At 55.5% G+C, this 24,402-nt stretch carries 25 protein-coding genes; 11 read left to right on the forward strand and 14 right to left on the reverse strand.

The window, feature by feature from the left end; all coding sequences use genetic code 11:
- The coding region (locus tag VAE55_RS00970; protein WP_322813961.1) for an ABC transporter substrate-binding protein at nt 1-435 on the reverse strand (435 nt) is incomplete at its 3' end.
- A 325-nt stretch (nt 436-760) separates the two neighbouring features.
- Here VAE55_RS00970 and VAE55_RS00975 point away from each other — a divergent pair.
- The 3 genes from VAE55_RS00975 to tsaD are packed head-to-tail and all read left to right on the forward strand — an operon-like array spanning nt 761 to nt 3,078.
- A complete protein-coding gene (locus tag VAE55_RS00975; protein ID WP_322813962.1) occupies nt 761-1,264 on the forward strand; it encodes a hypothetical protein in 504 nt (167 codons plus the stop codon).
- Nucleotides 1,261-2,001, forward strand: coding sequence for a YggS family pyridoxal phosphate-dependent enzyme (locus VAE55_RS00980; RefSeq protein ID WP_322813963.1), 741 nt, complete (start codon nt 1,261-1,263; stop codon nt 1,999-2,001). Before VAE55_RS00975 ends, VAE55_RS00980 begins: the two co-directional genes overlap by 4 nt.
- 18 nt (nt 2,002-2,019) lie before the next feature.
- Nucleotides 2,020-3,078 carry a tRNA (adenosine(37)-N6)-threonylcarbamoyltransferase complex transferase subunit TsaD gene (gene tsaD / locus VAE55_RS00985; RefSeq protein WP_322813964.1) on the forward strand — a complete coding sequence of 353 codons (1,059 nt, stop codon included), beginning with the start codon at nt 2,020-2,022 and terminating at the stop codon, nt 3,076-3,078.
- A gap of 488 nt (nt 3,079-3,566) precedes the next feature.
- Here the strand turns inward: tsaD and VAE55_RS00990 are convergent, their stop codons facing one another.
- The 4 genes from VAE55_RS00990 to VAE55_RS01005 are packed head-to-tail and all read right to left on the reverse strand — an operon-like array spanning nt 3,567 to nt 6,481.
- The gene (locus tag VAE55_RS00990) at nt 3,567-4,283 is read right to left on the reverse strand and encodes an anti-sigma factor family protein (protein WP_322813965.1); all 717 of its coding nucleotides are present in this window, start codon (nt 4,281-4,283) and stop codon (nt 3,567-3,569) included.
- 33 nt (nt 4,284-4,316) lie between these two features.
- Nucleotides 4,317-4,919 carry a sigma-70 family RNA polymerase sigma factor gene (locus VAE55_RS00995; protein ID WP_322813966.1) on the reverse strand — a complete coding sequence of 201 codons (603 nt, stop codon included), beginning with the start codon at nt 4,917-4,919 and terminating at the stop codon, nt 4,317-4,319.
- Nucleotides 4,920-4,954: 35 nt separating this feature from the next.
- Nucleotides 4,955-5,803, reverse strand: a complete 849-nt coding sequence (locus VAE55_RS01000; protein WP_322813967.1) for a RibD family protein — start codon at nt 5,801-5,803, stop codon at nt 4,955-4,957.
- Nucleotides 5,804-5,812: 9 nt separating this feature from the next.
- A complete protein-coding gene (locus VAE55_RS01005) occupies nt 5,813-6,481 on the reverse strand; it encodes a phosphatidylserine decarboxylase (RefSeq protein ID WP_322813968.1) in 669 nt (222 codons plus the stop codon).
- A 415-nt stretch (nt 6,482-6,896) separates the two neighbouring features.
- Here VAE55_RS01005 and VAE55_RS01010 point away from each other — a divergent pair, with 415 nt between their 5' ends.
- Nucleotides 6,897-7,298, forward strand: coding sequence for a cyclic nucleotide-binding/CBS domain-containing protein (locus VAE55_RS01010; protein ID WP_012256810.1), 402 nt, complete (start codon nt 6,897-6,899; stop codon nt 7,296-7,298).
- Nucleotides 7,299-8,310: 1,012 nt separating this feature from the next.
- Here the strand turns inward: VAE55_RS01010 and VAE55_RS01015 are convergent.
- The 5 genes from VAE55_RS01015 to VAE55_RS01035 form a co-directional block, all read right to left on the reverse strand.
- Nucleotides 8,311-10,278, reverse strand: coding sequence for a hypothetical protein (locus VAE55_RS01015; protein ID WP_322813969.1), 1,968 nt, complete (start codon nt 10,276-10,278; stop codon nt 8,311-8,313).
- A gap of 8 nt (nt 10,279-10,286) precedes the next feature.
- Nucleotides 10,287-10,667: an EamA family transporter gene (locus VAE55_RS01020; RefSeq protein WP_322813970.1), complete on the reverse strand. Its 381-nt coding sequence runs from the start codon at nt 10,665-10,667 to the stop codon at nt 10,287-10,289.
- 35 nt (nt 10,668-10,702) lie between these two features.
- Nucleotides 10,703-11,317 carry a class I SAM-dependent methyltransferase gene (locus VAE55_RS01025; RefSeq protein WP_322813971.1) on the reverse strand — a complete coding sequence of 205 codons (615 nt, stop codon included), beginning with the start codon at nt 11,315-11,317 and terminating at the stop codon, nt 10,703-10,705.
- Between the two features lie 26 nt (nt 11,318-11,343).
- Nucleotides 11,344-12,069 (reverse strand): class I SAM-dependent methyltransferase, encoded by a 726-nt coding sequence (locus VAE55_RS01030; protein WP_322813972.1) that lies wholly within the window; start codon nt 12,067-12,069, stop codon nt 11,344-11,346.
- An 81-nt stretch (nt 12,070-12,150) separates the two neighbouring features.
- A complete protein-coding gene (locus VAE55_RS01035) occupies nt 12,151-13,188 on the reverse strand; it encodes a fumarylacetoacetate hydrolase family protein (protein WP_322813973.1) in 1,038 nt (345 codons plus the stop codon).
- A gap of 215 nt (nt 13,189-13,403) precedes the next feature.
- Between VAE55_RS01035 and VAE55_RS01040 the strand changes: the two genes are divergently transcribed.
- Entirely contained in the window at nt 13,404-14,063 is a 660-nt protein-coding gene (locus VAE55_RS01040; protein ID WP_322813974.1) for a hypothetical protein, read from the forward strand.
- Here the strand turns inward: VAE55_RS01040 and VAE55_RS01045 are convergent.
- Nucleotides 14,007-14,840 (reverse strand): FHA domain-containing protein, encoded by an 834-nt coding sequence (locus VAE55_RS01045; protein WP_322813975.1) that lies wholly within the window; start codon nt 14,838-14,840, stop codon nt 14,007-14,009. The genes VAE55_RS01040 and VAE55_RS01045 overlap by 57 nt on opposite strands.
- An 852-nt stretch (nt 14,841-15,692) precedes the next feature.
- Here VAE55_RS01045 and VAE55_RS01050 point away from each other — a divergent pair.
- The 6 genes from VAE55_RS01050 to VAE55_RS01075 all read left to right on the forward strand — a co-directional run bounded on the left by VAE55_RS01050 (nt 15,693) and on the right by VAE55_RS01075 (nt 20,818).
- The gene (locus VAE55_RS01050; RefSeq protein ID WP_322813976.1) at nt 15,693-16,679 is read left to right on the forward strand and encodes a GNAT family N-acetyltransferase; all 987 of its coding nucleotides are present in this window, start codon (nt 15,693-15,695) and stop codon (nt 16,677-16,679) included.
- Nucleotides 16,676-17,647, forward strand: a complete 972-nt coding sequence (locus VAE55_RS01055) for a GNAT family N-acetyltransferase (RefSeq protein ID WP_322813977.1) — start codon at nt 16,676-16,678, stop codon at nt 17,645-17,647. Before VAE55_RS01050 ends, VAE55_RS01055 begins: the two co-directional genes overlap by 4 nt.
- Nucleotides 17,644-18,744, forward strand: a complete 1,101-nt coding sequence (locus VAE55_RS01060; RefSeq protein WP_322813978.1) for a C45 family peptidase — start codon at nt 17,644-17,646, stop codon at nt 18,742-18,744. The genes VAE55_RS01055 and VAE55_RS01060 overlap by 4 nt, the downstream gene beginning before the upstream one ends.
- Nucleotides 18,741-19,166 (forward strand): low molecular weight phosphatase family protein, encoded by a 426-nt coding sequence (locus VAE55_RS01065; protein ID WP_322813979.1) that lies wholly within the window; start codon nt 18,741-18,743, stop codon nt 19,164-19,166. Before VAE55_RS01060 ends, VAE55_RS01065 begins: the two co-directional genes overlap by 4 nt.
- A 3-nt stretch (nt 19,167-19,169) precedes the next feature.
- On the forward strand, nt 19,170-19,667 hold the full coding sequence (locus VAE55_RS01070) for a metallophosphoesterase family protein (protein WP_322813980.1): 498 nt from the start codon (nt 19,170-19,172) through the stop codon (nt 19,665-19,667).
- A 290-nt stretch (nt 19,668-19,957) separates the two neighbouring features.
- Nucleotides 19,958-20,818: a DUF2085 domain-containing protein gene (locus VAE55_RS01075; RefSeq protein ID WP_322813981.1), complete on the forward strand. Its 861-nt coding sequence runs from the start codon at nt 19,958-19,960 to the stop codon at nt 20,816-20,818.
- A 753-nt stretch (nt 20,819-21,571) separates the two neighbouring features.
- On the opposite strand, the gene VAE55_RS01080 is transcribed toward VAE55_RS01075, so the two are convergent.
- The 3 genes from VAE55_RS01080 to VAE55_RS01090 form a co-directional block, all read right to left on the reverse strand.
- The gene (locus tag VAE55_RS01080) at nt 21,572-21,973 is read right to left on the reverse strand and encodes a hypothetical protein (protein ID WP_322813982.1); all 402 of its coding nucleotides are present in this window, start codon (nt 21,971-21,973) and stop codon (nt 21,572-21,574) included.
- A 4-nt stretch (nt 21,974-21,977) separates the two neighbouring features.
- Nucleotides 21,978-22,613, reverse strand: coding sequence for a cupin domain-containing protein (locus tag VAE55_RS01085; RefSeq protein ID WP_322813983.1), 636 nt, complete (start codon nt 22,611-22,613; stop codon nt 21,978-21,980).
- A gap of 476 nt (nt 22,614-23,089) precedes the next feature.
- Nucleotides 23,090-23,737 carry an AP2/ERF family transcription factor gene (locus VAE55_RS01090; protein ID WP_322813984.1) on the reverse strand — a complete coding sequence of 216 codons (648 nt, stop codon included), beginning with the start codon at nt 23,735-23,737 and terminating at the stop codon, nt 23,090-23,092.
- Nucleotides 23,738-24,402 lie beyond the last annotated feature (665 nt).

Raw genomic sequence — 24,402 nt, forward strand, 5'->3', positions numbered from 1 at the left:
CTTGTAGTCGGGCAGTGCTGCCAGGGCTACACCGGAATTGAGGTGACCGACCACACAGAGAATATCCTGGTCTGATACGATATTCTTGGCGTTGGCCGAGCCAACCTCTGGTCGGGCCTGATCGTCGAAGGGTGCCAGTTCAACACGGAAACCTAACTCGGTGAGTGGGCCGGATAACTGTTGCACGGCCAACTCAGCGGCATTCTTCATACCGGTACCAAGTGCCGCTTGTCCACCTGATAGAGGACTTTGAGTGGCAATCTTAATCACCTGAGCAGCCGATGGTGTGGTTGGTGCAGCCGTCGGTTGAGGTGCTGCGGTGGCCTGTGTTGCCGGCTGCGGTGTGGCTGTGGGCTGGGCCTGCGGTGCTCCACAGGCAGCTAGCATCGAAGCCAGCATACCGACCAGCAGTAAGAAACTGATCGAACGCTTCATGACCGATTTCTCCTTCACATACTTCAAACCGGTAATCTGCTGTCTCCAATGGGCTAACTGTACACAACACGATGATACGAGCATGCATTCGCGCAGCGCTATGCATCATTGCGTTGCAAACAATTGGCCACAGTGGATGACAGTAGGCGAATATACGCCATACCCGCCAGTTTGTCAAGCAGGCCGGCACCGGCTAGAATAGTGACAGGTAATAACTATAACTATGAGTTCGGGAACACTACAGATGCATGACGACTCACCTCCCATACCATTCTGGATGATCGGAATCTTAGGTGCAATCTTGCTGATCGGCATGAGCATATTTTTGCAACAGAATCGAACGGTTGCATTGATTGATCAATTTGCCCGCCAGCCAACGCCAGTCTTGCCGCTCCCTGGTCTGCCACAACTAGAAATTCAGAATCTCTCTCCAGACGCACAGGAAGCAGCCCAGCGCCTCTGGCAGCAGATCATGGCCGGTAATCGTTCGCAAGCGGTTGATCCCGTTGCCAGTAATCAACGGTTACGGGTGGTGATCGATGGGATCGAGCCTGTTCCCAATGGGGTACGGATACGGGGAACGGTAACAAACCTGACCGATGGCAATCTTCAGGTGCCGATCAGCGCCTTTGAGTTGCGTGACAGTGTCGGTGAGAGTTATCGCGCACCAGGGACAACGATTGCCAACCTGTTACCTGGAGCTTCGACACCGCTTGAATTGAGTGTCCCATTACCGAACGGTCGCGGCTTGCTGTTGATTACCCATCTTCCGCCGGATCCACCGCTGGAGCAACGCTTACTCATCGATGTGCAAGGGGCATCATCATGACTGAGGCGCTTCGTCAACGACTGGCCATTGTCCGTGAGCAGATTGCAGCAGCCGCTGCCGCCGCCGGGCGACAAGCTGACGAGGTACAGTTGATTGCGGTGAGTAAGACCCATCCACCGGAAGTAGTGGCAGCAGCGGTTGCAGCCGGTGTCAGCGATATTGGCGAGAATCGTGTGCAAGAAGCTCAACATAAAATCGCGGTGTTACACTCTCTGCAACCACGGCCGCGCTGGCATCTGATCGGCCATCTTCAGCGTAATAAGGCTAAAGTCGCGGTTGAATTGTTCGATCTCATCCATTCTGTTGATAGTGTACGACTGGCAGAAACGCTGGATCGGCATGCACGTGAGCGGGATCGGCGATTGCCGATTCTGCTCCAGGTGAATGTGAGTGGCGAGGCGAGTAAAGAGGGTTTTGCGGTCGTGGATGGGATTAAAAATACGACAGCTTATAGCGCATTCTTGCGCGATGTAGAGGCTATTTTGCAACTGCCGGCCCTTGAGATACGGGGTCTGATGACGATTGCGCCGATTGTTGAACATCCCGATCTGGCGCGGCCCTACTTCGCAACCTTACGAGATCTACGCGATGATCTGGCCCGTCGCTATCCTCAGACCAACTGGCGCGAGCTTTCGATGGGCATGAGTGATGATCTCACGGCGGCGATTGCCGAAGGGGCAACGATGGTGCGGATCGGCAGAGCAATCTTCGGTGAGCGAACAGGTAAGATGGTATGAGAGCCAGGAATTATGACTATGAATGAATTGCCCGCCGATTTCACGATTCTGGCATTGGAAACCTCTTGTGACGAGACGGCTGCCGCAGTGGTGCGTGGTGGGCGGACGGTGCTGAGCAATGTTGTCGCGTCCCAAATGGCGACCCATGAACGCTACGGTGGGGTTGTGCCGGAAATTGCCTCGCGCCAGCACATGCTCAGTCTGGCGCCGGTCGTGCGGGCAGCGCTGGCCGTCCTGCCAAACGGTTGGGCTGATGTGCACGCAGTAGCTGCCACGCATGGGCCAGGGTTGAGCGGTGCACTGCTCACCGGTCTTAACGCGGCCAAGGCCATGGCATGGCGACGCGGTTTGCCTTTTGTGGCAGTTAACCATCTCGAAGCGCACCTTTACGCCGGATGGTTGGGTAGTGATCCGCCACCACCGTTTCCACTCGTTGCCCTGCTGGTGAGCGGAGGGCATACGTTGCTGGTACTCTTGCGCGATCACGGTAACTATCAACTGCTTGGGCAAACCCGCGACGATGCAGCCGGTGAAGCCTTTGATAAAGTAGCGCGTATTTTGGGGTTGGGCTACCCAGGCGGGCCGGCCATTCAGGCTGCTGCTGCCAATGCCACTCCTGGTGGTGTGCTGCCACGGGCCTGGTTGCGTGACAGTTACGATTTTTCGTTTAGCGGTTTGAAAACAGCCGTCCTTCATCGCGTGCAGGATCGGCTGGCTCAGCAAAGCCGACTGAGCGGACGGAAGGGAGCCGGTGAGACGCCGCAGCTCGATGCACCGTTTGTGGCGCAGATGGCTTATGCCTTTCAGGAGTCGGTGGTTGATGTGCTGGTCACCAAAACCGTTGACGCAGCCCGGCGTTATCAGGCGCAGGCGATTCTCCTTGCCGGTGGTGTTGCCGCTAATCGGCGGTTGCGCGAAGAGCTGATCCGGCGCGCCAGTGTGCCGGTGCATTTACCGGCCTTGGATCTCTGCACCGACAATGCGGCAATGGTCGCTGCCGCTGCATTTTACCGGTTTCATAGCGGTGTGCAGTACGGCTGGGACGTTGATGTGACGGCAAATCTACCGCTCGAATAGACTCATTAAAGCCTATCTGAAAAGTGGGGCGAGATGGCATCTCTCCCTACGAAAAGTGCCTCAGAAGCGATTTTTCGGATAGGTTCTAAGAAGTGGCTAGTGTTTCGTTCAATCTGGGCTATGCAGTGAACCAGGGGTATAGTACTGTATAGTCTAGCGGTTATCTCTCTTCATTACTGACAGACTACATGATTGTGACGAGAACACTCAGCATTTCCGTGACCGGCAGGCTCAACGGTGTGATACGCGCCGGGTCGTGAGCACGGCTGGTGCGGCAGCATGGCTGCCGCACTCCAAACGACGCGACACGCCCATGACGAGTGGGCAAGGTAACCAATCCAACGCGTGATGGCATCGGAGCTGGTCGTCAGACCTCTTCGCTCCTATACCGGTAGAGCGGGAGCAGGCGATACTGTTATGGTGATTGGCAAGCGTTCATGCGCCCATGCGACAGTCTGGCAGCACGACCAGCTTTTATGAAAGAAGCGCTATTCAGCCCGTTGGCGTACAAACCAGATGCCGGCCACAATCAGGATCAGGATAACCAGGGTTATCACTACCGGCAAGGACGGCGGAGCAATCGGAGGACCTTGGGCAGGTTTCGACTGCGCATCTGCTGAACCGTCTGGTTCAGCAGCCTGTGACTCGCGGGCAGCAGCGCCTGCCGGTAATGTTGGCTCGGCCATCGCACTCAATGCCGCTTCAGACGTCGGTTCGGTTCGCTCAACCTCATTTGGGCGGGCGGCGATGACAGGAGCGTTTTCAGCAACGGGCGACGTAGGGAGAGCAGCGGCAAATGCAGGGGCAGTGGGTGCTGTAGTGTCACCACTCATCATAGCTTGCGGAGCGCTGGCTGGATTGTTATTAAGCCCCAGCATCTGCCAGCTTATGAGAATGACCAACACCAGCACAGCCAGGCCGCTGAGCGGCTGCCACCAGCCAGACAATGAAAACCGGCGCTGACGCACTCCGGCCATCTCAGGAGTCAGCGTAAACGTGCGTGGTGGCGTTACCCATGGCTGTTCACGGAGGAGGTCGCGAACAGCACGCAGCTCGGCCAGTTCACGGCGTAATGATGGCTCGATGCGCAACCGCTGTTCGAGCGCAGATCGCTCGGCAGGTGTCAGCTCGTTATCTATATATGCCGAGAGCAATTCACGATCATGCTCAGGTAATTCAGATGGTGAAGGGGGCAGGGTTGTCATCAGCGTACTCGTGTGACCATCAGGTTGTAACTGTTACGTATTTGTTTCATCATCAAGACGAAATTTTAACGGTAAGAGTTCCCCGGCGCGGAGAATATCGCGTAATTTAGCCCGTGCCCGACTTAATCGCGATTTCACGGTTCCCAACTGCACACCGGTAATGTGGGCAATCTCCTCATAGGCTAACCCTTGAATATCGCTGAGGATGATCACGATGCGCTGATCTTCGGGTAGTTCGGCCAGGCCACGCTGGATCGCTGCACTCAACTCTTGCTGCAACATAAGCTCATCGAGACTGGCGCCCGGATCAGGGAGATCAAGCCGATTACCCTCATCATCTGGCTCTTTGTCAAGCGACAACGATGGTCGCCGTTTCCGGATACGTAGTACATCGTAGCAGGTGTTGGTAGCAATGCGGAGGAGCCAGGATTTCAATGCACCGCCGCGAAAGTTCGCCAAATGACGAAAAGCAGAAATAAACGTGTCCTGGGTGGCATCGGCTGCGGCATCAGCATCGCCTAACATGCGATAACAAAGGTTGTAGACCCGCGTTTCGTATAGCCGTACAATCTGGTTAAACGAATCGAGATCGCCCGCTTGTGCTGCACTGATCAGTCGTTGCTCTTCATTAGCCATACGATCGCTCGTCTCTTGTACCAACCTGAGCTGTATTATACCGGTTTTGAGTCAGGAGGGATAACGATATTTGCCCGTTGAAAGAGTATATCGTCAACTCGACGTAAACTGATCAGGCGTAAGTAAGGTGGCGATTGCGGGGCAAACCCTACTCCCTCGACCAGACCAGGACGAGGGGCAAGTGGCGGCGATGGATTGCCAACAATAATCGGGCTGATGGTCAGGAAGACTTCGTCGATCAGATGATTTGTCAGCAGTGTTCCATACGTGCGACCACCACCTTCGCTGAGCAACGTGCGAATTCCGTAATGATGGCGTAACTGTACCATGGCTGCACTCAGGTCAAGTTGCCCATCAGCACCGGTTAGACAAATCAGATGGGGATAGCGCTGCCGGGCACGTTCGGCACCTTCAGCGGTTGTCAGCAGGAAGAGTGTGCGTGGCAGTTCAAGGGCAACGGCTGCCGGCAACTCGCCGCTGGCCGAGAGGATGACCAACGCCGGTAACGCAGGCCGCCCTTCGGCTTCGCGCAAGGCTGCAAACTCCGGCCAGGCAAACACCTCTCCCGGTGCCCAGCGATGGCGACGGGCTGCGCGCAGGGTTGCATTACCGACCAGAATCGCGTCGGCGCGAGCGCGAACCAGTTCCATCAGCCAGTGATCGTGACGACTTCCGCGACTAATTGCGTTACCGCCGTTCCAACCCGACTGATTGAAGGCGATTCGTCCATCATGTGAAACGACGAAATTTGTCCAGACGAGCGGACGATGAGAGGGTAGCAGTGGAAGGCGCCAATCCCCGTTGTACACAGCCCGCATTGCTTCCGGCAACCCTGGACCGGGGTTTGGCTCTTCTTCAAATAAGAGGGTAAACGGTGCAATCATGCAACCTGGTCAGGCGACCACTGCTCCTAATCGGCTCCGCCCGGCCAGTATTCGATTACCGGGTGCCACAAGCGGATCGAGGACATCACGTTGCACATAGAGATCAACCTGGCCACCAAACCGCACATTGGCGATCCGGGTACCGGGGTTTAGTGTTGCACCCAGAGACGTTTCGCAGCGCAACCAGCGCCCCAGTGGTGCGGCAACGATAGCGATCAGCATCGGCCCCCAGGTTGTCTCCAGGCCGATATACAGCCGTTGGTTGCGCTCAGCCGCCTGAGGATCACGTAACGGACGATGATCGCCGGTCAGTTGTTCAAGATAGGCCACACGACCGGCCAGGGGAGCACGACAGATTGGTACATCGAGTGGACCGATAATCGTCGTCAGACGCAAACAATCACTATGGACAAAGCGGTGCTCGTAGACTTCACGCACCCCTTGTACGTGCCCATCGGCCACGGCAAAAATGGTACGTGGTTCATCGGGTGGAATACGGCGCGGATTGCGGAAGAGTGCCGCTGCCAGCGCCGTCAGCGCCAGTGTGGCTGGTGCCAATCGCGGTCGCAGACCAAGCGCAAGACCGGTGAGGCCCAGGCCGATACCGACAACAGTCGTTGCCTCGACATCAAGACCGGGAAGAGCAGGTTGATGCTGATTAGTTGTCGGCTCTGACATACGTTCACCCGACAGAACAAAATGAATGTAGACGAACTATAGCATGATTCTAGCATGAATGAGCGACCTGCGCAAACCTCATGGCGACTGGAAGGCCCCTGTTTTCGGTTCAAATACGACCGTAGCAGTTGTTTGCATTGAGGTCATACATGCTATCGGGGAAAGGCATTAACCGCACGATGTGCACTGACGTGGCAGGACAGGCCCTATAGATACGCTTCTCCTTCATTATGCCTGGTCAACCGTAGATGTCATCGCCTGTGGATAGTGGTTGATCACCACAACAGCGTTGTGACTGCGGTTGATATGATGCAAGATACCTGAAGAAGATATATATTGACGCGACGTGTCAGATTGATTACACTAAAGCAATCACCGCATCAATCTGAACTGCAATTCGTGAAAGGGAGGTGCCATGGATCGAACAGTTGGCGAGGTGATGCATGTTGGTGTGTTGACCTGCCGCCGAGAGACACCAATTCAGGATGTGGCACGTCAAATGTCGGAACAAGATGTAAGTGCTCTGGTGGTCGTCGACGATGAGGGGTACATGGTTGGATTGGTTTCGCGTACCGATCTGGTCAATGCGCGCCTGTACGAGCAATACTGGAAGCACTGGCGCGGCCTGACGGCGGGGCATATTATGATTACCGATGTTGTGTCGGTCACGCCACAGGATACACTCCAGCATGCCAGCCGCCTGATGATGGAACGCCGTATCCACCGGGTGATCGTGGTCGAGCCGGGGGAAAAGGGATTGCGTCCGATTGGGGTACTGTCGGTGACCGATGTCGTGCGCGATATTGCCAATGAGTAGGAGCGTTTTTGTTGCGCGTTGGGGATTCTGAGACTGACCGTGAAGAGATGCAATCGGTTCAGAATGCAGGCAAACTGGGTAGAGATTCTGTCCGGTTGTCTGTTACCAAATACCAAACGAGTGCAGAGCGCAAGGAGTTTTTCGTTCGATGTTGCCTGAAGCTATACCCAGCGCTTAGACAGAAGCGGAGAAGGTACAACTATCCGGCAAGGATGGCATCTGGCGTCCCTGTTATCATGCTGTGAAGAAACGTGGCGATCAGGTGTAGAGGCTGTTGCACAAACAGGGAGGGGTGACGTATACGTCGCCCCTCCGGCATCTCGCCTCAAGTTGCGAGATGAGACAGGTGTCTGGCAATCAGTGGCTTTTTCGTACAAGTATCGTAATCCAAGTTGCCCCCTTACGTCACCACAGCGGTGCGTAGCGTTGAGCGCGACGGGGGAGAGGTGGAACACGGATGGACGCGGGTTAGGCGGATGAACGCGGATAGATCGTTACCCAATGTGCTCCCTATATATCCCCATAGCGACACGGCGGATGGGCATACCAGATGTGCGTGACGTAGTGCGTCTACGGAACTGGCTGCTATCCAAACGATTCATACCGTTCAGGTACGCTGCACGATGTGGTGCGCAGCGTCGTGCTATTCATCATAGCAGGAAGTCTTTCGTGGCCTGCTCACAGCGTAGGTGGCAACTTGGGTTATGGTATCATTGTTGAGTGATACGGTGCATCGCTATATGTCACCGGAGATGCGGTGAACTGTGACCATACGTCTCCTCCGCAATGAGCCGTGGGTGTCACCTGCATGATTACGGATACCAGGTAGGGGCGGGTTCTGAACCCGCCCCTACCCACCCCTACGGAATGTGGCGAACGAGGGGTAGCGAAAGGCTACGGCTTGGTTCGCGTGCCATACATTTAACCCCAGAATGTGCCTATCTGCGAGCAAGCGTTGACGTAATCCATCGATGGCGAGTGCAATCCCGGCAGGTATGTTCAGTTGGATGCTTCAATGCAAGTAATCGCGGATCTGCGCAACCCACAACCATACCCCTTGCCCGATGATGGTCACCATCCCCACCGTAGCCAACCATTGCCCCCAGACGGAGCGGGCGGCGAGCCGATCCAGGGCAATCCCGGCTGAAATGCAGAGTGCCGGATAGAGAAATAACCCCCAGCGTAAGCCCTGATCGGCGATGAGCAGCAAGACCAGGCCGGTCAAGGTGCCGGCCCACCACGCGCCGATCAACCAGCGTAAACGCGACGCCTCAACCAGCGCTGAGCGCCAGAGGAGCCACAATCCGAACAGATTGGCGAGCGCCAAACCGAATGGCAACACCAGGCTGCGCCGGTGTGGTGGTTGCAAACCGACAAGCGCCAGCGCTGTATCGCTCAGGATCTGCATCGGCGCGAGACCGCCACTGGCCCCCTGGCCACTTCGCTGGACGATCAGGTCGAGATACGTGGAGGCGGTGTAGACGACCATTAGCGCCAATCCCAGCCCGCCAGCAGCAGCAACGAATAATCGCAACGGCGTGGTCACGGTTGATGGCTGTTGCCATGCCATCACCCATGCCCACCCGATCAACAGCCCAAATCCCAGGGTCACCCCAGAATGGGCGAGTAAACCGGCACAGATCGCCAGCGTCAATCCCATCAGCGCTAACCAACCGCTCTGGCGAGAGGAAGCACCGCTGAACAATCCGATGAGTGCCGGAAGCATGAGGGCCTGTCCACCAACATTAGCCAGCTCACCGATAGACAGGGCTTCAAAGGCTTGGGTTGCGCCGATGTAACAGGTAGCGCCGAACAACGCTGCCCGCAGGCCAAAGCCGGCTTGGGTAACCCACCACCAGATCGCCAGGCAGAAGAGGCTGTCAAGAGCAGCCGCGACCACTGTGACCAGTACGCGACGGGAGGCAAAATCATCGCCAACCAGCAATTGCAATGGCAAGGCCAACAAATAAAAGCCAACCGGATAGGGGGCAATCCCACCACCAGCATCCGCCGGCAATCCAGCAGTTAAAAAGACCTGACCCAGGCCGAGGCGGAGCAGATTATTGGCGTGAAAACCGGCATCACTGCTGATCGCATGTGGATGCAACAATCCGGCCAGGCGGACAATCAGGGCGACCTGGGTCAGGGCAATGGCCTGCCGCCAGGTCAGGTGTTGCGGCCAGCGCCAGGCCAGGCCAACGCTGACAATAGTGGCAAACAGGATCAAACTGGCCAGAAGAGGGGTTACAAGTGCGAACGCGAGGCGAAACAGGGCAAATGCCGCCACTATGATGATGCCGCTTCCGCTTAGCAGCGCAATGATCCAGTGGGAGCGCAGTTCAATGCTCTGACCCCAAACCCACAGTGCGGTCAGGATCAACCCTACCCAGGCTAGTTGAACCCAATCAGGCATTTGCCATGCATCAATCGGCTGTACCCACACATCGCGCAAGACGAAACCAAGCGCACGCGGATCGCCATCGACCTGAAGGGGGGTACTCCGAAACGTAAGTTGCAAGGTACCGTTTGAAGGTACCAGCAGCGTGTAACGGCGTGCCGGTGTTGCCGGCAACGACAGAAGCAGTGGATGCTCGCTCCCAACCTGCCACTCAGACGATGTCGGTGTACCGTCCGGTCGCCCACCCTGAGCACGCACCGTCACCAGCCAATGACCGCCACCAAGGCCGGGTAACAGCAGGCTACTCTCTGGTTGCGTCCAGCGATACGGATCATCTGCACCGGCTAATTGCCACCACTCAGCGACAGTGGGCACTGCCGGTTCAGCGGCATGCATCATGTGGAGAAACGGCGCATCGTCTTCGCGACGCTGCGTATGGGGATCACCACCTACTGCCAGATGAACATGCAGCGGTGCCTGATAGGCCAGCACACTGCCAATGGCAACGAGCGCGAGCACTAGTGTCAACGGCACCATGCGATGGCGCGTAGCAACTGCCAGCTCACGGCCTGTCTTGGTCATCGTATGGGTCACGACCTGCCACTACCCCATGTAATGATAATGACACCGATAACGATGATGAGTGCACCAATCAGACGAACCGGCGACACCGACTCGTTGAGGAGGATGCGTGAAGGGATCAAAATGATCACGTAATTGAGTGCTAGCAGAGGGTAGGCAAACGAGAGATCGACGCGCGAAATGACACCGAGCCAGAAAATAGCTCCGCCGAAGACGAGGGCAAACCCCAGAATAACACGCCAATCGGTAAAGGTGGCCCAGAGCACCCGTGGCTCAAGCGAAAAGGCACCAACCTGAGAGGTCACATGATTGATACCGATCTTCAGCAGCACCTCGCCAGTAACAGTCAGCGCACTGGCGGTGATCAAGAGAGAGAGCACTAGTAACATAGAACGAAACTTTTGTGAATAAGCGAATAACGGTTTCATGGTCGTCGGCGCAGCACATAAACGGCGTAATCGCAAATCCCTGAACGAAGAGGATAATGACGTACCACATCGAAGCTATCACCAAACATTGCCTGATAATCGGCATCGTGGCGAATATACCCACCTCGATCTAGCGCGTGCATCAAGTGACCAAGAGGGTTCTGACCAGATGGTGGTGGTGTATCTTCCATCACCAGAATGGTGGCTCCTGGTCGCATTACCCGATACATCTCGTGCATAACCATGCGGGCTGTCGCATCGGGAAGGTGGTGCAAGACACCGAGGATCAAACCGGCATCGAACGTCTGATCGGCAAACGGTAAGGCTTCACCACCGGCAGCAACATAGGAACCCGGTCGGCGGCGAACAGCAAACCGTAAATAGGTGAGTGACGGATCAACGCCGACGTAACGATGCGCAGGAAAATCGACGGCAAACTCACCGGTACCGCAACCAAGATCGAGAAACCTGCGATGGTCACCGTGCCATGGACGCAATTCACGAGCGATAGCCAAGTGCTCACTAGTGAAACCAGCTTCAACCAGCCAGCGCAATCGATTCCAGAGTTCTGGAGTAGTACTTAATCGGTTAAGGAGAAGATCGAACATCATGACAAACCATTTCACCATTTCATTGATCAGACTGCTTTGCGGGCAAGCGACACGATTGAGAGACCAAAAGGAAACCGACCGCCTTGGGCAAGGTATACTGCCTCGACCATCATTGGCAGACGGAGAAGTGTATTGAGCGGCTTTGATGGCATAGCCATCGCTGAATCGGTGTGTTGCTGCTGGGCAGGCAGGACACGCTCAAGCAAGCGTACCGCTGCTGAGAGGGGAAAGAGGATGGTAAGTGCATACGTCAAATGCTCAATCACAAATCTATTTGTTTCCAGCAGACGTTGTACCTCACCAGCGGTGTAACGATGACGAGTGTGTACCTGCCGGTCATGGGAAGAGCGCAACCATTCGTATGCCGGCAGCCGGATGAGAATACGACCATTTGGACGCAATACACGCCACATCTCGCGCAGCGCGTGTTGCTCATCGATCACGGCACGATGATACAGCACATCGAACGACGTGACCAGATCAAAGCTCTGATCGGCGAACGGTAACTGCACGACCGAACCGCGAACCAGACAACCAGGAAGTCGTTGACGAGCGAGAGCTAACGCTTCAGCGGCTAGATCAAGTCCAACCACCCTTCCATAGCGACGCAGAAAAAGGGCATCCCCCCCTGTACCACAACCGGCATCGAGAATCTGAAGGTTGCGGTGAGGAGTCAGGACTCGTTCAAGCAAGGCGGCATTGATAGTGCGCATGCCGCCATACCACCAGTGTTGCAGCTCAACGGCTGCCATTGTTGTGTACTCATTCTTTTCCATAATCGGGCGGACTATACCAGATAGCAAGACGAATGGCAAGCTGGCGTATGTATGTGGTCAATAATCACTGCCGACAAACCATCCAACCGGCGAACGAAGCTGACCAAGTTCCGGGCATTCAATGATCACCTCATCACCATCACGAAGCCATGGCCCACTATCCCCCTGAATATCAAGCAAGCATCCTCCAGCAGCCACGCCACTGATGATAATCTCGCCTGGCTGTAACCACGTATCCTGACCAGCAAAGGCAATCAGTTCGGCAAACGAAAACCGCATCCGTCCGGTATGATAGCGACTCACTTCCTGTCCATTGACTAACAGACGCAACGTCAAGAGCAAACGTCCATCGTCATCACGGTAATATTCCAGCTCATCAGCAGTGACCAGCCAGGGGCCGAGCGATGTAGCAACATCACGCGGGCGCCGTGTTGCCAGGAGAGGATCACGGATTGTCCAGGCATTTACCAACAGGTAGCCGGCGATATATGCATCTGCTTCAGCAGGTGACATATCGCGTCCAGTCTGCCCAATCACACAGCCCAGGGCCATCCCACAATCGAGCGGCGCAAAGGCCGGTAATTCGACTAACTCATCAGGGCCGTAAATCGTAGTATGAGCAGCAAAACGAAAAGCGGGATGCTGGCGATCACCAATCCAGTAACCTGCTGCCTGACGCAAAGCCGCTGTTTGATCATCGACAAAAGCATCAAATTCACGCAGTGACACTACTCGCGGTAACGGTGATACCAGACGTACCTGCGACACCGGTACAATCAATGCATCCTCACCAATGACGAGACCATCATGCCAGGAAAAGCTGGTAGAGGTTTCGTTCATCGGCTCCTCGCTGCCCATCAAACTCACCACCGCCTGAACAATATCGGCGGCTGTAGCCAGGGTGATATCAGGATGACTACCGCTGAGCAACGTGAGCATATCCCAGGGCGCATCAACAATATCCTCGCTAACCAAAGGGGCAGCCGCAGCGAGATCAATGATCGTATCACCCAGTAAGACGCCACTACGAACATTGCCACCGACAGGAGGAATAAAACTCACGAGACGCACAGTAATCCCCTTTTCTGGTTGCATAGTGTTCACACGGCGCAGATACCGTGTACTGACCAGACTGCTCATATCATACCCGATTATAGTGGCAGGCATTTTCGTGACATCGCGAAAAATGCACACGTCTACGACACAATTTGTTCACTTCGCCTCTAGGCAAAATGGTTAGATTATGATAAAATGTTGCATATAAACAATTCTTATTTCTTTCAATCAAAACAAAACGGAGTACTATTTTTATGGAGTACGAACTGACCAACCAACGCACTCTGAGCCGCCTTGATCAGTACATTTTGTTCTACTGGCTCATTTCGTTGTTGATCGGGATTCCGATCCTTGGGGATTGGCTTAGAAGCTGGAACGTTCCGGCAACGCTGGCCAATCTCTGGTTTGTGATATTCTTGCTGGTCAGCTTTGCCCTCAGTCAGGTGTTATACGTACTGGTCGCCCGTCACGATGGGCGACCATTTCTGTGGGGGCCAACGATCATGTTCAGCATTGGCAATGGCGTCATCGAAACGTTTGCCTTTGCAACCGTGTACCGGCTGGGCGAATGGATTGGCGATGGGTTAGCCGGTCATTTGTGGCCGACGCTGGTTGGCCCGCTTGGCTTTGCCGTAGGCTTCACTGCCTTTGTTATTTATGGTGGTGTCATTCATGGCTTCTTCTGGTTGCCGTACCTCCCGCCTCACCTTGACGACTCACCGCGTTCGATGCGGATTCGTAAGTTGCGCCCCTTCGCTGAAATGGCGCTTGTGTTGGGTTGGAGCCTCTGCCTCTACCTGTATCAGGACATCTGGACGGTCATTTTTATTCACATTCTCGTTGATCTCGGCCTGATGCTACGGGTACGACCACCCGTCTTTCTGGGTGTGAGCCGACAGGGGATGGTTGAGTAGCGGCTGAGCAACTTGTGAACGAGACAAGCGCAAACGTACTGAGGTGCCAAGCCAGATGTCGTTGTTGTCTACGGGCACCGGGGTATGTGGTCGTAGCCGCTGCCGTACCGGCCCGCTGAACACACCTGAAGGACTTGCAAGATCGACAATATGGACAGTGGTTTCACTCACCATCAGGTGCGCATGACGTAGTGCAATGTCTGCGCCAAGAACGATCAGATGGCAGGCTGGATCACTGCCGATAGAGAAGAGACCGTGGGGCAGCGTTATCGTTCGCTCACCCTGATCGTCGTGGAGATGGACACTCCAGGCCGGTAACGGCGCCGGAGCCGACGGTCGGGCTGGTTTTGGTCGTCTTCGCCACATCAACCACATCCCACACGCACCTGCCCCTACCAGACCGATCCCTACGATCCATTCTGATGGCGACGCTATCGTCGGATAGGTAACAACGAATGCTGCTTGTTGACCACATCCATACAGTGTTGCCATCTTTGGCAACGTACCGGCGAATTGGGTCTGCCAGCGCGCCTCTGCCAATCGAATGAGTGCTTTTGGACGTTGAATTGTCGAGTTGCCGGTCCATACATACAGATCGTAAGGAGGATAGGGGCAGTGTAACAGCACTGCCCACGTTGTTGGTGAGATACGTTCGACGCCGAGAATAAGGGGTAGTGGTGGCGAAGCAGGGGCGGGTTGGATCGTTGTAGCTGCAACGAGTGTTCCCCACATAACGACAAGGGCTAGTGCAATAATAAATAAATGGTAGCGACGCATAGTGAACTCCTCATACGGTGATACGCTCTGTATATAAACCGGTTGAGGAGGGCAAAGGTTACGCACTTTCTTGAAGAAAATTGAGCAAAGGCATGTGTACTTCGTCATGCTGTGTTAGAACCTGTTTCAAAAATATCTACTAGAACCTGTTACAAAAAACATCTACGAGAAGGTATCTTCTTCATTGCCGCTCGATTCCATGTTCGTGACGAGCATACCCGGCCTCCGTGTGACCAGCCGGGTCAACGACGTTGCACGCGCCAGATCGTGAGCACGGCTGGCGCGGCAGCATGGCTGCCGCACGCCAAACGACGCCACACGCGGATGATGAGCGAGCAAGGCAGCCAATCCAGCGCGTGATGGCACCGGAGATGGTTATGAGAGCGCGACAGTACAACTTTTTATGAAATAAGTTCTGGTAGGGTCAACAGTGTACCACGCGCCGGATCGTGAGCGCGGCTGGCGTGGTAGCATGGCTGTCGCACTCCACACGATGTGGTAAGGGAAATCCGGTCTGGCAGCAGTATCTGCGTGATCCTGTTGCGTGCAGAGCGACAACGCTGTTCGGCGCATCTGTGCTCAGGTGTGGTGGCGTGGTGATGGCGGATCGCGTGTCATGAATTCTCTAACACCAGATTTGATATATGCATTGATTGCAGGCTCTGGCCTTCGCTGCCCCCTTATGATAGTGGCGCGGTATATTGAGCCGATGGACTGATGGCAGCAGCAGGTGTGCAGCATACAATACAGACCGGGATGGTTTTATCACCGGGGTAGCCCGTGAGGTGATTGTCACCACAGATCACAGTTTCACTACCTGGAATTCTGCTACGGTGCGTTTAAGGAGAGGTTATGGCGATCAATGTTGATCAGGATGTCCGATTACGGCCATTTGATGGGTCGGTAGCGGATTATGCTCTGTTGGTTGCAATTGGCAATGCGGTATTTCCCGACAATCTCGAAACGGTTGAACAGGTTCAACACTGGGATGCCAGGCGACCAGCTCACTGTATTCAGGAGCGGTGGTTTGCTGAGGTGCACGGGGAGGTGGTAGCGGTCGCCGAGTATTTTCAGCCACAATGGATGTATCACCCACGCAAGTTCTTTGTCAGTATTGCTGTTCATCCGACATGGCAAGGCCAGGGCATTGGTCGTTATTGCTACGACGTATTGATGCGTGATTTGCAGAGTCGTCATCATCCGTCACAGGTGCGGGCGAATTGTCGTGAGGATCAGGAACGTGGGATGCAGTTTCTCGCCCGGCGCAGTTTTCGGGAAGAGATGCGGACCTGGGAGTCGCGACTCGATCTGCGCACCTTTGATCCGGCACCGTTTCGCGCTGCTATTGATCGCGTTGTGACCCAGGGCTTCACGATATGCAATTTGCGTGAATTGCTGACACGATTACCGGATGCCAGCCAGCGCCTGTACCGTGCCGCGATGGAGATGCGTGCAGATGTGCCGCAGACGGAACCGTTTACGCCGCCCGATTTCGCTTCGTGGGAACAGTCTCTGTTCAATGACCCAACGCTCTACCCGGAAGGATATTTTCTAGCGCTTGACGGTGACGAAATTGCTGCGCTCAGTCAACTCTGGAAATCGGCTGAGCCTGATGTGTTGATGACCGGGCTGACTGCGACCCGACGAGCGTATCGTAAGCGTGGTCTGGCAATGGCGCTCAAGGTACACGCGCTTACCTTCGCGCAGGCCGCAGGCTATCGTGAAGTGCGTACCTATAATGCAACGACCAATCGGTCGATGTTGCAGATTAATGATGCGCTGGGGTTTGTTAAACAACCGGCCTGGGTTGAATTTGTGAAGGACCTGGATAGCGTATGATCCATATACGACCTTTCCAACATCAGGATGCAGATTATCGCGTGATGGCTGATGTCTATAATGCGCTGGCGCCAGATGCACCGTTATCGGCGATAGAATGGCGTATTCGTGATGAAATTCACAATCCGAATTTACCACTCTGCCGATGGATTGGCGAACTGGATGGTAGGGCCGGTGGGTATGCCGAATATTATCAGCCGACATGGTGTGCCGATCCCACCCATCTGGAGATGCAGATCGTTGTGCATCCGGCCGTTCAGGGGCGAGGTTTGGGCCGGGCACTCTGGCAGCATCTGCAGATGGCCTGGCAGCCGTTGCAACCGCACCATATCTGGCTCAAGGTGCGTGAGGACTGGCAGGCCGGGTTGACGTTTGCCGGTCGGCGGCAGTTCCACGAGAGTCGGCGGGTTTGGGTTTCCCGGCTTGATTTGGCAACCTTTGATCCGCAACCTTTCAGCGGTTCGATTGAGCGGGTGACGGCGCAGCAGATTGAGCTGATCAGCTTTGCGGCGCTGGCAACAGCCGATCAGGGGTTCTGGCAGCAGTTGTACGAGTTTGAACGACAAACAACCTGCGATGTACCGTCGCCATTTCCGGTCACGATGCCGACCTACGATCAGTGGATCAAGTTCTATCAGCCTGACCACGGTGCGCTGTGGGAGGGCAGCTTTGCTGCGGTGCACGAGGGGCAGATCGTGGGGATCAGTACATTAGAAACCATTAATGATAGTACTGATGTCGAGGTTGGGTTTACGGCAGTGCGGCGCGATTACCGTGGACGGGGTATTGCGCTGGCGCTGAAGCTCTGTACAATTGCGTATGCCGGTGCGCAGGGGTTGAGTGGAATTCGTACTGATAACGACAGTACGAATCTGGCGATGTGGCATATCAATGAACGGTTAGGTTTTCGTCGCGGGCCAGTATGGATTGTTCTCTACCGATGCGAACAGAATGAGGAGGTGCCGTGAACGGGCTGCCGTTAGTTGAATTGAGTGGTGATGCCTATGCTCAGGGTTGGCAGCATGGCCGTGCGTTGCGCGAGGCGATTGCTGCCAACCTTCGCATCTATATGACGCGCTTTGAGCGTGAGTTGCGGATACCGCAGGATGAGGTCTGGCGGCGGGCGCTGCGTTATGCGGCTATGATCGCTGAACAAAATCAGGATTATGCAGCCGGTATGCGCGGCATTGCCGAGGGGGCAGGGGTTGATCTGGCGGCGATTGCGGCGTTGAATGTGCGTTATGAGCTGTTTTATCAGTTCTTTCGCGAGTATGAGCGGGGTACCGGTAAGCCTGATGGTTGTACCGCTTTTGCGTTGTTGCCGTTAGAGACAGATAACGGTCATTTGCTGGTGGGCGAAAACTGGGACTGGATTCAGGGAGTGCGGGGGGCGATTCTGCGCACGATTGCACCAGATGGACAGCGCACGCTGGCGTTCACTGAGGCCGGTATTTTTGGGGGGAAGATTGGCTTGAATGCTGCCGGTCTGGCCCTGCTAATCAATGGCTTGAGCAGTACGGGTGATGATTGGGCCAGTCTGCGCCGACCATTTCATGTGCGTTGTTACGAGATATTGCAGGCACGCTCACTGACTGAAGCGCAGGCGGTGATCACGAGCGAAGAGCGGGCCGGTTCAGCCAATTTTCTGCTGGCACAGGTACCTGATCGGGTGGTCAATATTGAAGCAGCACCGGCGGCGCTGGCGATCAGCGGTTGTACTAACGGTTGTCTGGTTCACGCCAACCATTTTACCGATCCGGCAGCGCTCGGCATTGTGGAGCGGCAGATTGAGCGTTATCCTCATTCGTATTGGCGGCAAGAGCGATTACGCACGCTGCTGGCCTCTCGTCCACAATCGCTGGCACAGGTGCAGGCGGCCTTGCGTGATCACGATCATTTCCCCTATTCGGTCTGTTTTCATATTGATCCTGCCGATCCACCTGATGAGTATTATGAAACGGTCGCCTCGGTGATTATGGATGTGACTGCCGGTGTGTTGTATGCGACCGACGGGCCACCGTGTAAGCAGGCCTATGTGCGATATGCATTGGAGGTGGCGAGGTGAAGAGGACTGTACTCTTCGTCTGCACCGGAAACTACTATCGTAGTCGCTATGCTGAGCTGCTCTTCAATGCTATGCAGGTTAAAGGCTGGCAGGCTACGTCACGCGGTCTGGCACTCTCGCCACGCAATCGCGGGTCGATCTGGCCACCGGTGCTTGAGCGGCTACAACAGTGTGGATTTGCGGTGCCGGATGAGCTGCCTTTGCCACGAACGTTGAGCGAGGCCGATCTGGCACAGGCAACGCTGGTGATTGCACTGAACGAACCTGAACATCGGCCTTTAATGCAGCAGCGTTTTCCGGCATGGGCTGATCGAATTGCCTACTGGCAGGTACCTGATACCGACGTGTTGGAGCCTGAGACGGCTTTTCAACGGATTGAGGCAGGGATCGCAGCATTGCAGAAGGAGTTGAGCGGGAGTTGAATAATGGAGATAGGGGTTATTTCTGATACTCACGGTTTTCTGGCACCATCAGCTTTGCAGGTGTTGTCCGGGGTTCAATTGATTATGCACGCTGGCGATATTGGGAATGCAACGGTGCTGGGGCAGCTTGAGACAGTGGCGCCGGTGATTGCTATTCACGGTAATACTGATAGTGGGACGGAACTGGCCCGGACGTATCCGGCGAGTCGCTGGATTGAGCGTGAGGGTGTGTTGATTTATCTGACCCATATCGGCGGCAAACCGAACCATCTTGTGCAATCGTTACCAAAGACAGCTGATGGGCGACAGCCACGGGTCTACATTTTTGGTCATAGCCATCGACCATTGTGCGAAGTACACAATTCTGTTCTGTTTCTGAATCCGGGGACAGCTGGTGCGCCACGGGGGGCGGGTCTGTCGGTTGCCCGGCTGACGGTGCATGATGGTACGGCGCAGGCGGTGATCATTCCGTTGACGGATAGTCTGCGGGCAATACGTTAATGAGAAGGCACTACGTGTATCCCTGAACAGTCAGATGACCGTGACGTGAACGGATATTGCCCCTATACCCGGCAGCGTAATCGGTGCAACACGTGGCGGGAAGAGTCACGTACCGGTATGGGTATGTGCTGTGATCTGTGTCTACCGGTGGGCACAGGTGGATGCGGCAGCCACTGCTGCACACCACACAGCAGACAGGTGGATCACTGCGCGGGGAAGGTTGCCAACTTAGGGCGCGATGTTGGTGTGGATGGATGAACAAGCTTCCAAATCACGAGAAGAGAGGTTGTATGGGTGGTGAGAACAGACAATCTCTGCTCGGAAAACGGTTGGTAACCGGTTTGCGTCAACCCAATGGCTGGCGAATCGGTAGCCTTTTGGTCGGGATGATAGTGGCAATCGGTTTGTTGCCGCTGGTTGCCACAACACTTGACCTAGAACGAAACCTCTTTTTTGCCGTCCATGGAATCTGTGCCCAGAGTCATAACCTTCACGTGGGTGGTGTGCAGTTTCCGCTCTGTGCCCGTGACAGTGGCATCTACCTCGGCCTCATGGTAACTCTGGGTGTGATTGCCTGGCGTGGGCGCTGGCGAGCCGGACGGCTGCCACCACTACCGATTAGCCTGACACTGCTGGGGTTGATTGTGATTATGGGTGTCGATGGTGTGAATTCAACCGTGGCTGAACTGGGATGGGGCGCTGCCTATCCGCCACGCAATGATCTGCGTTTGATCACCGGTTTGGGGTTTGGTGTGGCGATGGCGGTCGGTTTGTTGCTGGTTGCGAATCAAACACTGCTTGCTCCCGACCTCATCGATGCCACTCAGGCACCGATTGGTAGTTGGGCTGATATGGGGTGGGTGGTTGGCGCATTGGCACTGGTCGTGCTGGCGATAGCTTCCGACCAGGCTCTGCTGGTGTGGCCGCTGGTTCTGATCAGCGTGGTTGGGGTGACGGGAGTTATGACGTTTGCGATTGGGTTGCCGGTTAGTGCCTTCGCCGGCTTGAATGGTCGGGTTCGTCATCCACGGCAATTGTTGCTACCGGGAATTGCCGGTTTCCTGGTCACGCTGTTGCTGCTGGCACTGCTGGCACGGTGGAAGATAGAGATGGAAGTCCAGGGTGTTTTGCCGCCGCCACTTATTCCGTAGCGGAGTGATCGTCGGTGCGGGCTGATGTGGCGGTACGAGGTAGGGATACAGCGTCTCATACCCCTCTGCGCTTGCGCAGTGTTCCGGCATCGTAACGGTACTGAAATACCACTGGTGAGTTGCTGGTAGGGTGGCGCTGGTGCAAAAAGACCGGTTCAGTTCTGCTCGCTTGAGGGTAGTGTCAGATGATCATCGGCTGGTGGGTCGTGTTTTTGCTGCGCCCAGCGAGGTGATATGTGATCTGTTTCCACTTCATCCCGCTCTTGCCTGGGGTGGGTGTGAGCGGTGCAGTGGAGGTCTGTAGCGTGTGCTGTGTCATGTTAAGGGCGCGCCGGAGGTGTGCGCTCCCAGGGGGGATGCAGGTAGGTGCGCCGAAGGCGTGCGCTCCCAGGGGGGGATGCAGGTAGGCGCACTGGTGGTGTGTGATCCCAGGGAGATGCTGGTAGGCGCACTGGTGGTGTGTGATCCCAGGGGCTGGCGTTTGCTCGGAGTTATACTTACCGTTCTAAAAACTTGACATAATAAATACAGGAGCCGACTACCAATTATCGATTCGCCCAGGCCACTCTCCCAACTGGCACGGGCGTGCTATTGGGTAGACGCTGCCTTGTGCGGTAAGGTTAAAAAGACGACAGAGAAGCGGGTCCTCCACCTGCTCCTCATGATGCAAACAGGTGATGATAGTACAGCAGGTCAGCGGTATGTGATCGGCGCAGCGTGGCGGTGTGGGCGTTGTAGGTAGAGGTCATTGCATTAACGACCATTCTTTCTCGCTTCCAGTTCCAGACTGGTCAACGCTGCGTGGAGGTTGGTCAGGGCGGCCTGGGCCTGGGGGGAGAGGTCGGCTTGATCGGTGAAGTCCGTCAGCACTTGACGGGCAGCGATTGCCAGGCAGTCGAGATGTCCCAACAGACAGCCGGCCCGTTGGGCATCGATACGGCTGTGACCGGATGCCGCATGCCAGTAATCGGCGGAAGGAAGGTAATGGGTTTCGCCAAGAACTTCGAGGGCGAGCGTGCAGCGATCAAGTGCGCGGATTGCCAGCACCTGCTGATTGTTGAGCGTAATCTGACCGGGCGCAATCCGGGTTAACGTGATGTTTTGTTCGGCGCGGCTGACTCCATCTTCGCTCAGGTGTAAGGTACGGATTGGCATCGTTTCAACTCCTTCCCTGATAAGGGCTATGACGGGCAATCACACTCCGGGGTAATTCAAGCGGACACAAAACCAGGAGCGCCTGGGCTGACGTATGGCCGGGGTTATGCCAGCGGTGGGGGAGAGCGGCCTCGAACAGCAGGCTATCACCCGGATTGATGAGGAACATCTGATCGGCAACGGTGTACTGAATCTGCCCATTTAGACCAAAGACAAATTCCTGTCCGGTATGGACAATTGCTTCAGGGCCACTACCGGCGCCGGGTTCGAGCGTGACCAGCAGCGGTTCGAGGGTGCGGTTGATCATGCCTGGGGCGAGATCGGCCATGGCACCGTGCGGGAAGAGGCTGGCGATGGCCTGACCTGCCGGGGTGAAGACGATACGTTGCTGTGGCACATCGGGCGTAAAGAAGGTACTCACCGGAACCTGTAGAGCCACTGCAAGACGTTGCAAGGTGCTGACGCTCGGTGATGTGCGACCATTTTCAATCAGACTGAGGGTATTGACGGCAAGCCCGCTCGCCTCGGCGAGGGCGCGGATTGATAAGCGCCGTTGTTCACGCAGGGTCCGAATGCGTGTACCAACGTCTACATTGTCAATTTCACCAACGAGATGCGGACTACTCACTGGATAAACCATAGATGGCACCGGCTATCTTTCTAACTCGGCAACTTGATCTGTTCATTATTATAAGACATTTTTATGATCTTCGCACAATAAAATGGTTGGATTTCAGTAACCCAACCAACGGCGATAGTGGTGTTTTTGATACGCATGTGGCAGCGATGTCTGAGACCAACCAAACCGTGAGGTGCCGGTGATCCGCAGTGAGCGTGTGTTGTTCGCCAAGATGGATGGCAGCGACAAGGCCGGTCAGATAAGGGTGGGATCGTACCGTCTAACGTTGTTGGGTCAGCATTGAAAACATGCCCGGTGCCGGTGACATCTGGCAGTAGCGCTCTCTGGCGTAGCCTGGTTTGGTGGCGCATGCGGGATGCGAGCAATACGCCGGTGGGTGTGACAGGCAGCCTGTGATCAGGCATTGTGCAACATGTACAAATCCCCCTGCATACCACGATGCAGGGGGGAAGCAATCAACAAAGACCTGGAGAGACTTAATCGGCTGTCGGGGTGCGCTGGCGTTGCCGCTCGTACTTTTCGCGAGCGCGGCGGGCCAGGGCGAGGGCGCGGCGCTCACCATGCTTAGCGATTGAGTAAGAGGTGCGACGAATACGATTGCCGTCACGCCAGGTCGCTTCGTAAACCTCACGCCCATCTTTGATCGTGCGCCGTACACCGACAATACCGGTGCTGGTGCGGGCAACACCGATGACCTGACGCTCGGTACGCGGCTTGCCTAGCTCGCGTTCGGTTGCGTTTCGCCACTCGATAGCTGCGGCAAATGCGGCCAGTCTGTCACCGTACACCGAGTCGGAGAAGAACTTACTGCGGCGCTGCTTATTCCAGGTGACACGCACAAAATAGCCGAACGTGCGCTTGGCCGGGTGGTCAATGCGCGTAATCCCCTTGTGCTTTGTGGTCTTGGGGCGGAGACGGGCAGGCAACTTCTTCGTGTCAGCAGCAACCGGTGTGTTGGGTGCCGATAGCAACTGACGAGCCTGCTCTGGATCGAGATCGGGCAGCGGCTCATAGCGCAGGACGGACATCGGATCAGCGTCGGGATGTGATTGAGGATGCCCATTAGTGGTTGTCGGCTCAGAAGCCGGCAGATTCACCGGTCGCACAGCGTGTCGACGAGGCATTGCTGATTGCTCCTTTTGAAACCTCAGATAGCCTGTACCTTGATGATTGTATCGAAGGTTGAAACCTCTGCTTTCTATACTACCATATTTTGCCCGCCAACTGCACAGAAATCCTGGGCAAAAAAGTACAAATTTGGCTGGATGGAGCGCCTAATTTACCGCGATATAATTTGTGATTTGTTGAACAAATTTTGAAAAAGCTGTGGATTTTGTCGCAATTACGCTAAGGAAACGTTTCCTTTTCGACAGTTGGCGGGGGAAGGAGTTGGGGGTTATGGAATAGGAACGGATAGGATATACGAACGTATGCGGAAGATGGGGTTTTGGTAGGTGCTGAATGAACTCACTCCCGGCCCCGCTTCCGTAGTGTGCTATGGATTACCCACATGTCACGCTGCGTTAGTGGGCTGCAAGCGTTCCCTGTGGCACGGGCTTCCAGCCTGTGTGTCGGCATCATCGCCACTGCCGGTAGGTGTTGGCAGTGGCCGCTGGTGCGCAGGCACAAACCTGGTGCAACAATACGTTTACATGCAGGTAGCTCATGCATGCCGGACCGACTCGCTGATCGGCACGAGCACATTTAGCACCTCCGTGACCAGGATGGGGAACGGTATGCCACGCGCCGGATCGCAAATACGGCTGGCGCGGCAGCATAGCTGCCGCAC

This window comes from Chloroflexus sp. (genome assembly GCF_034432675.1).
Taxonomy (GTDB): domain Bacteria; phylum Chloroflexota; class Chloroflexia; order Chloroflexales; family Chloroflexaceae; genus Chloroflexus.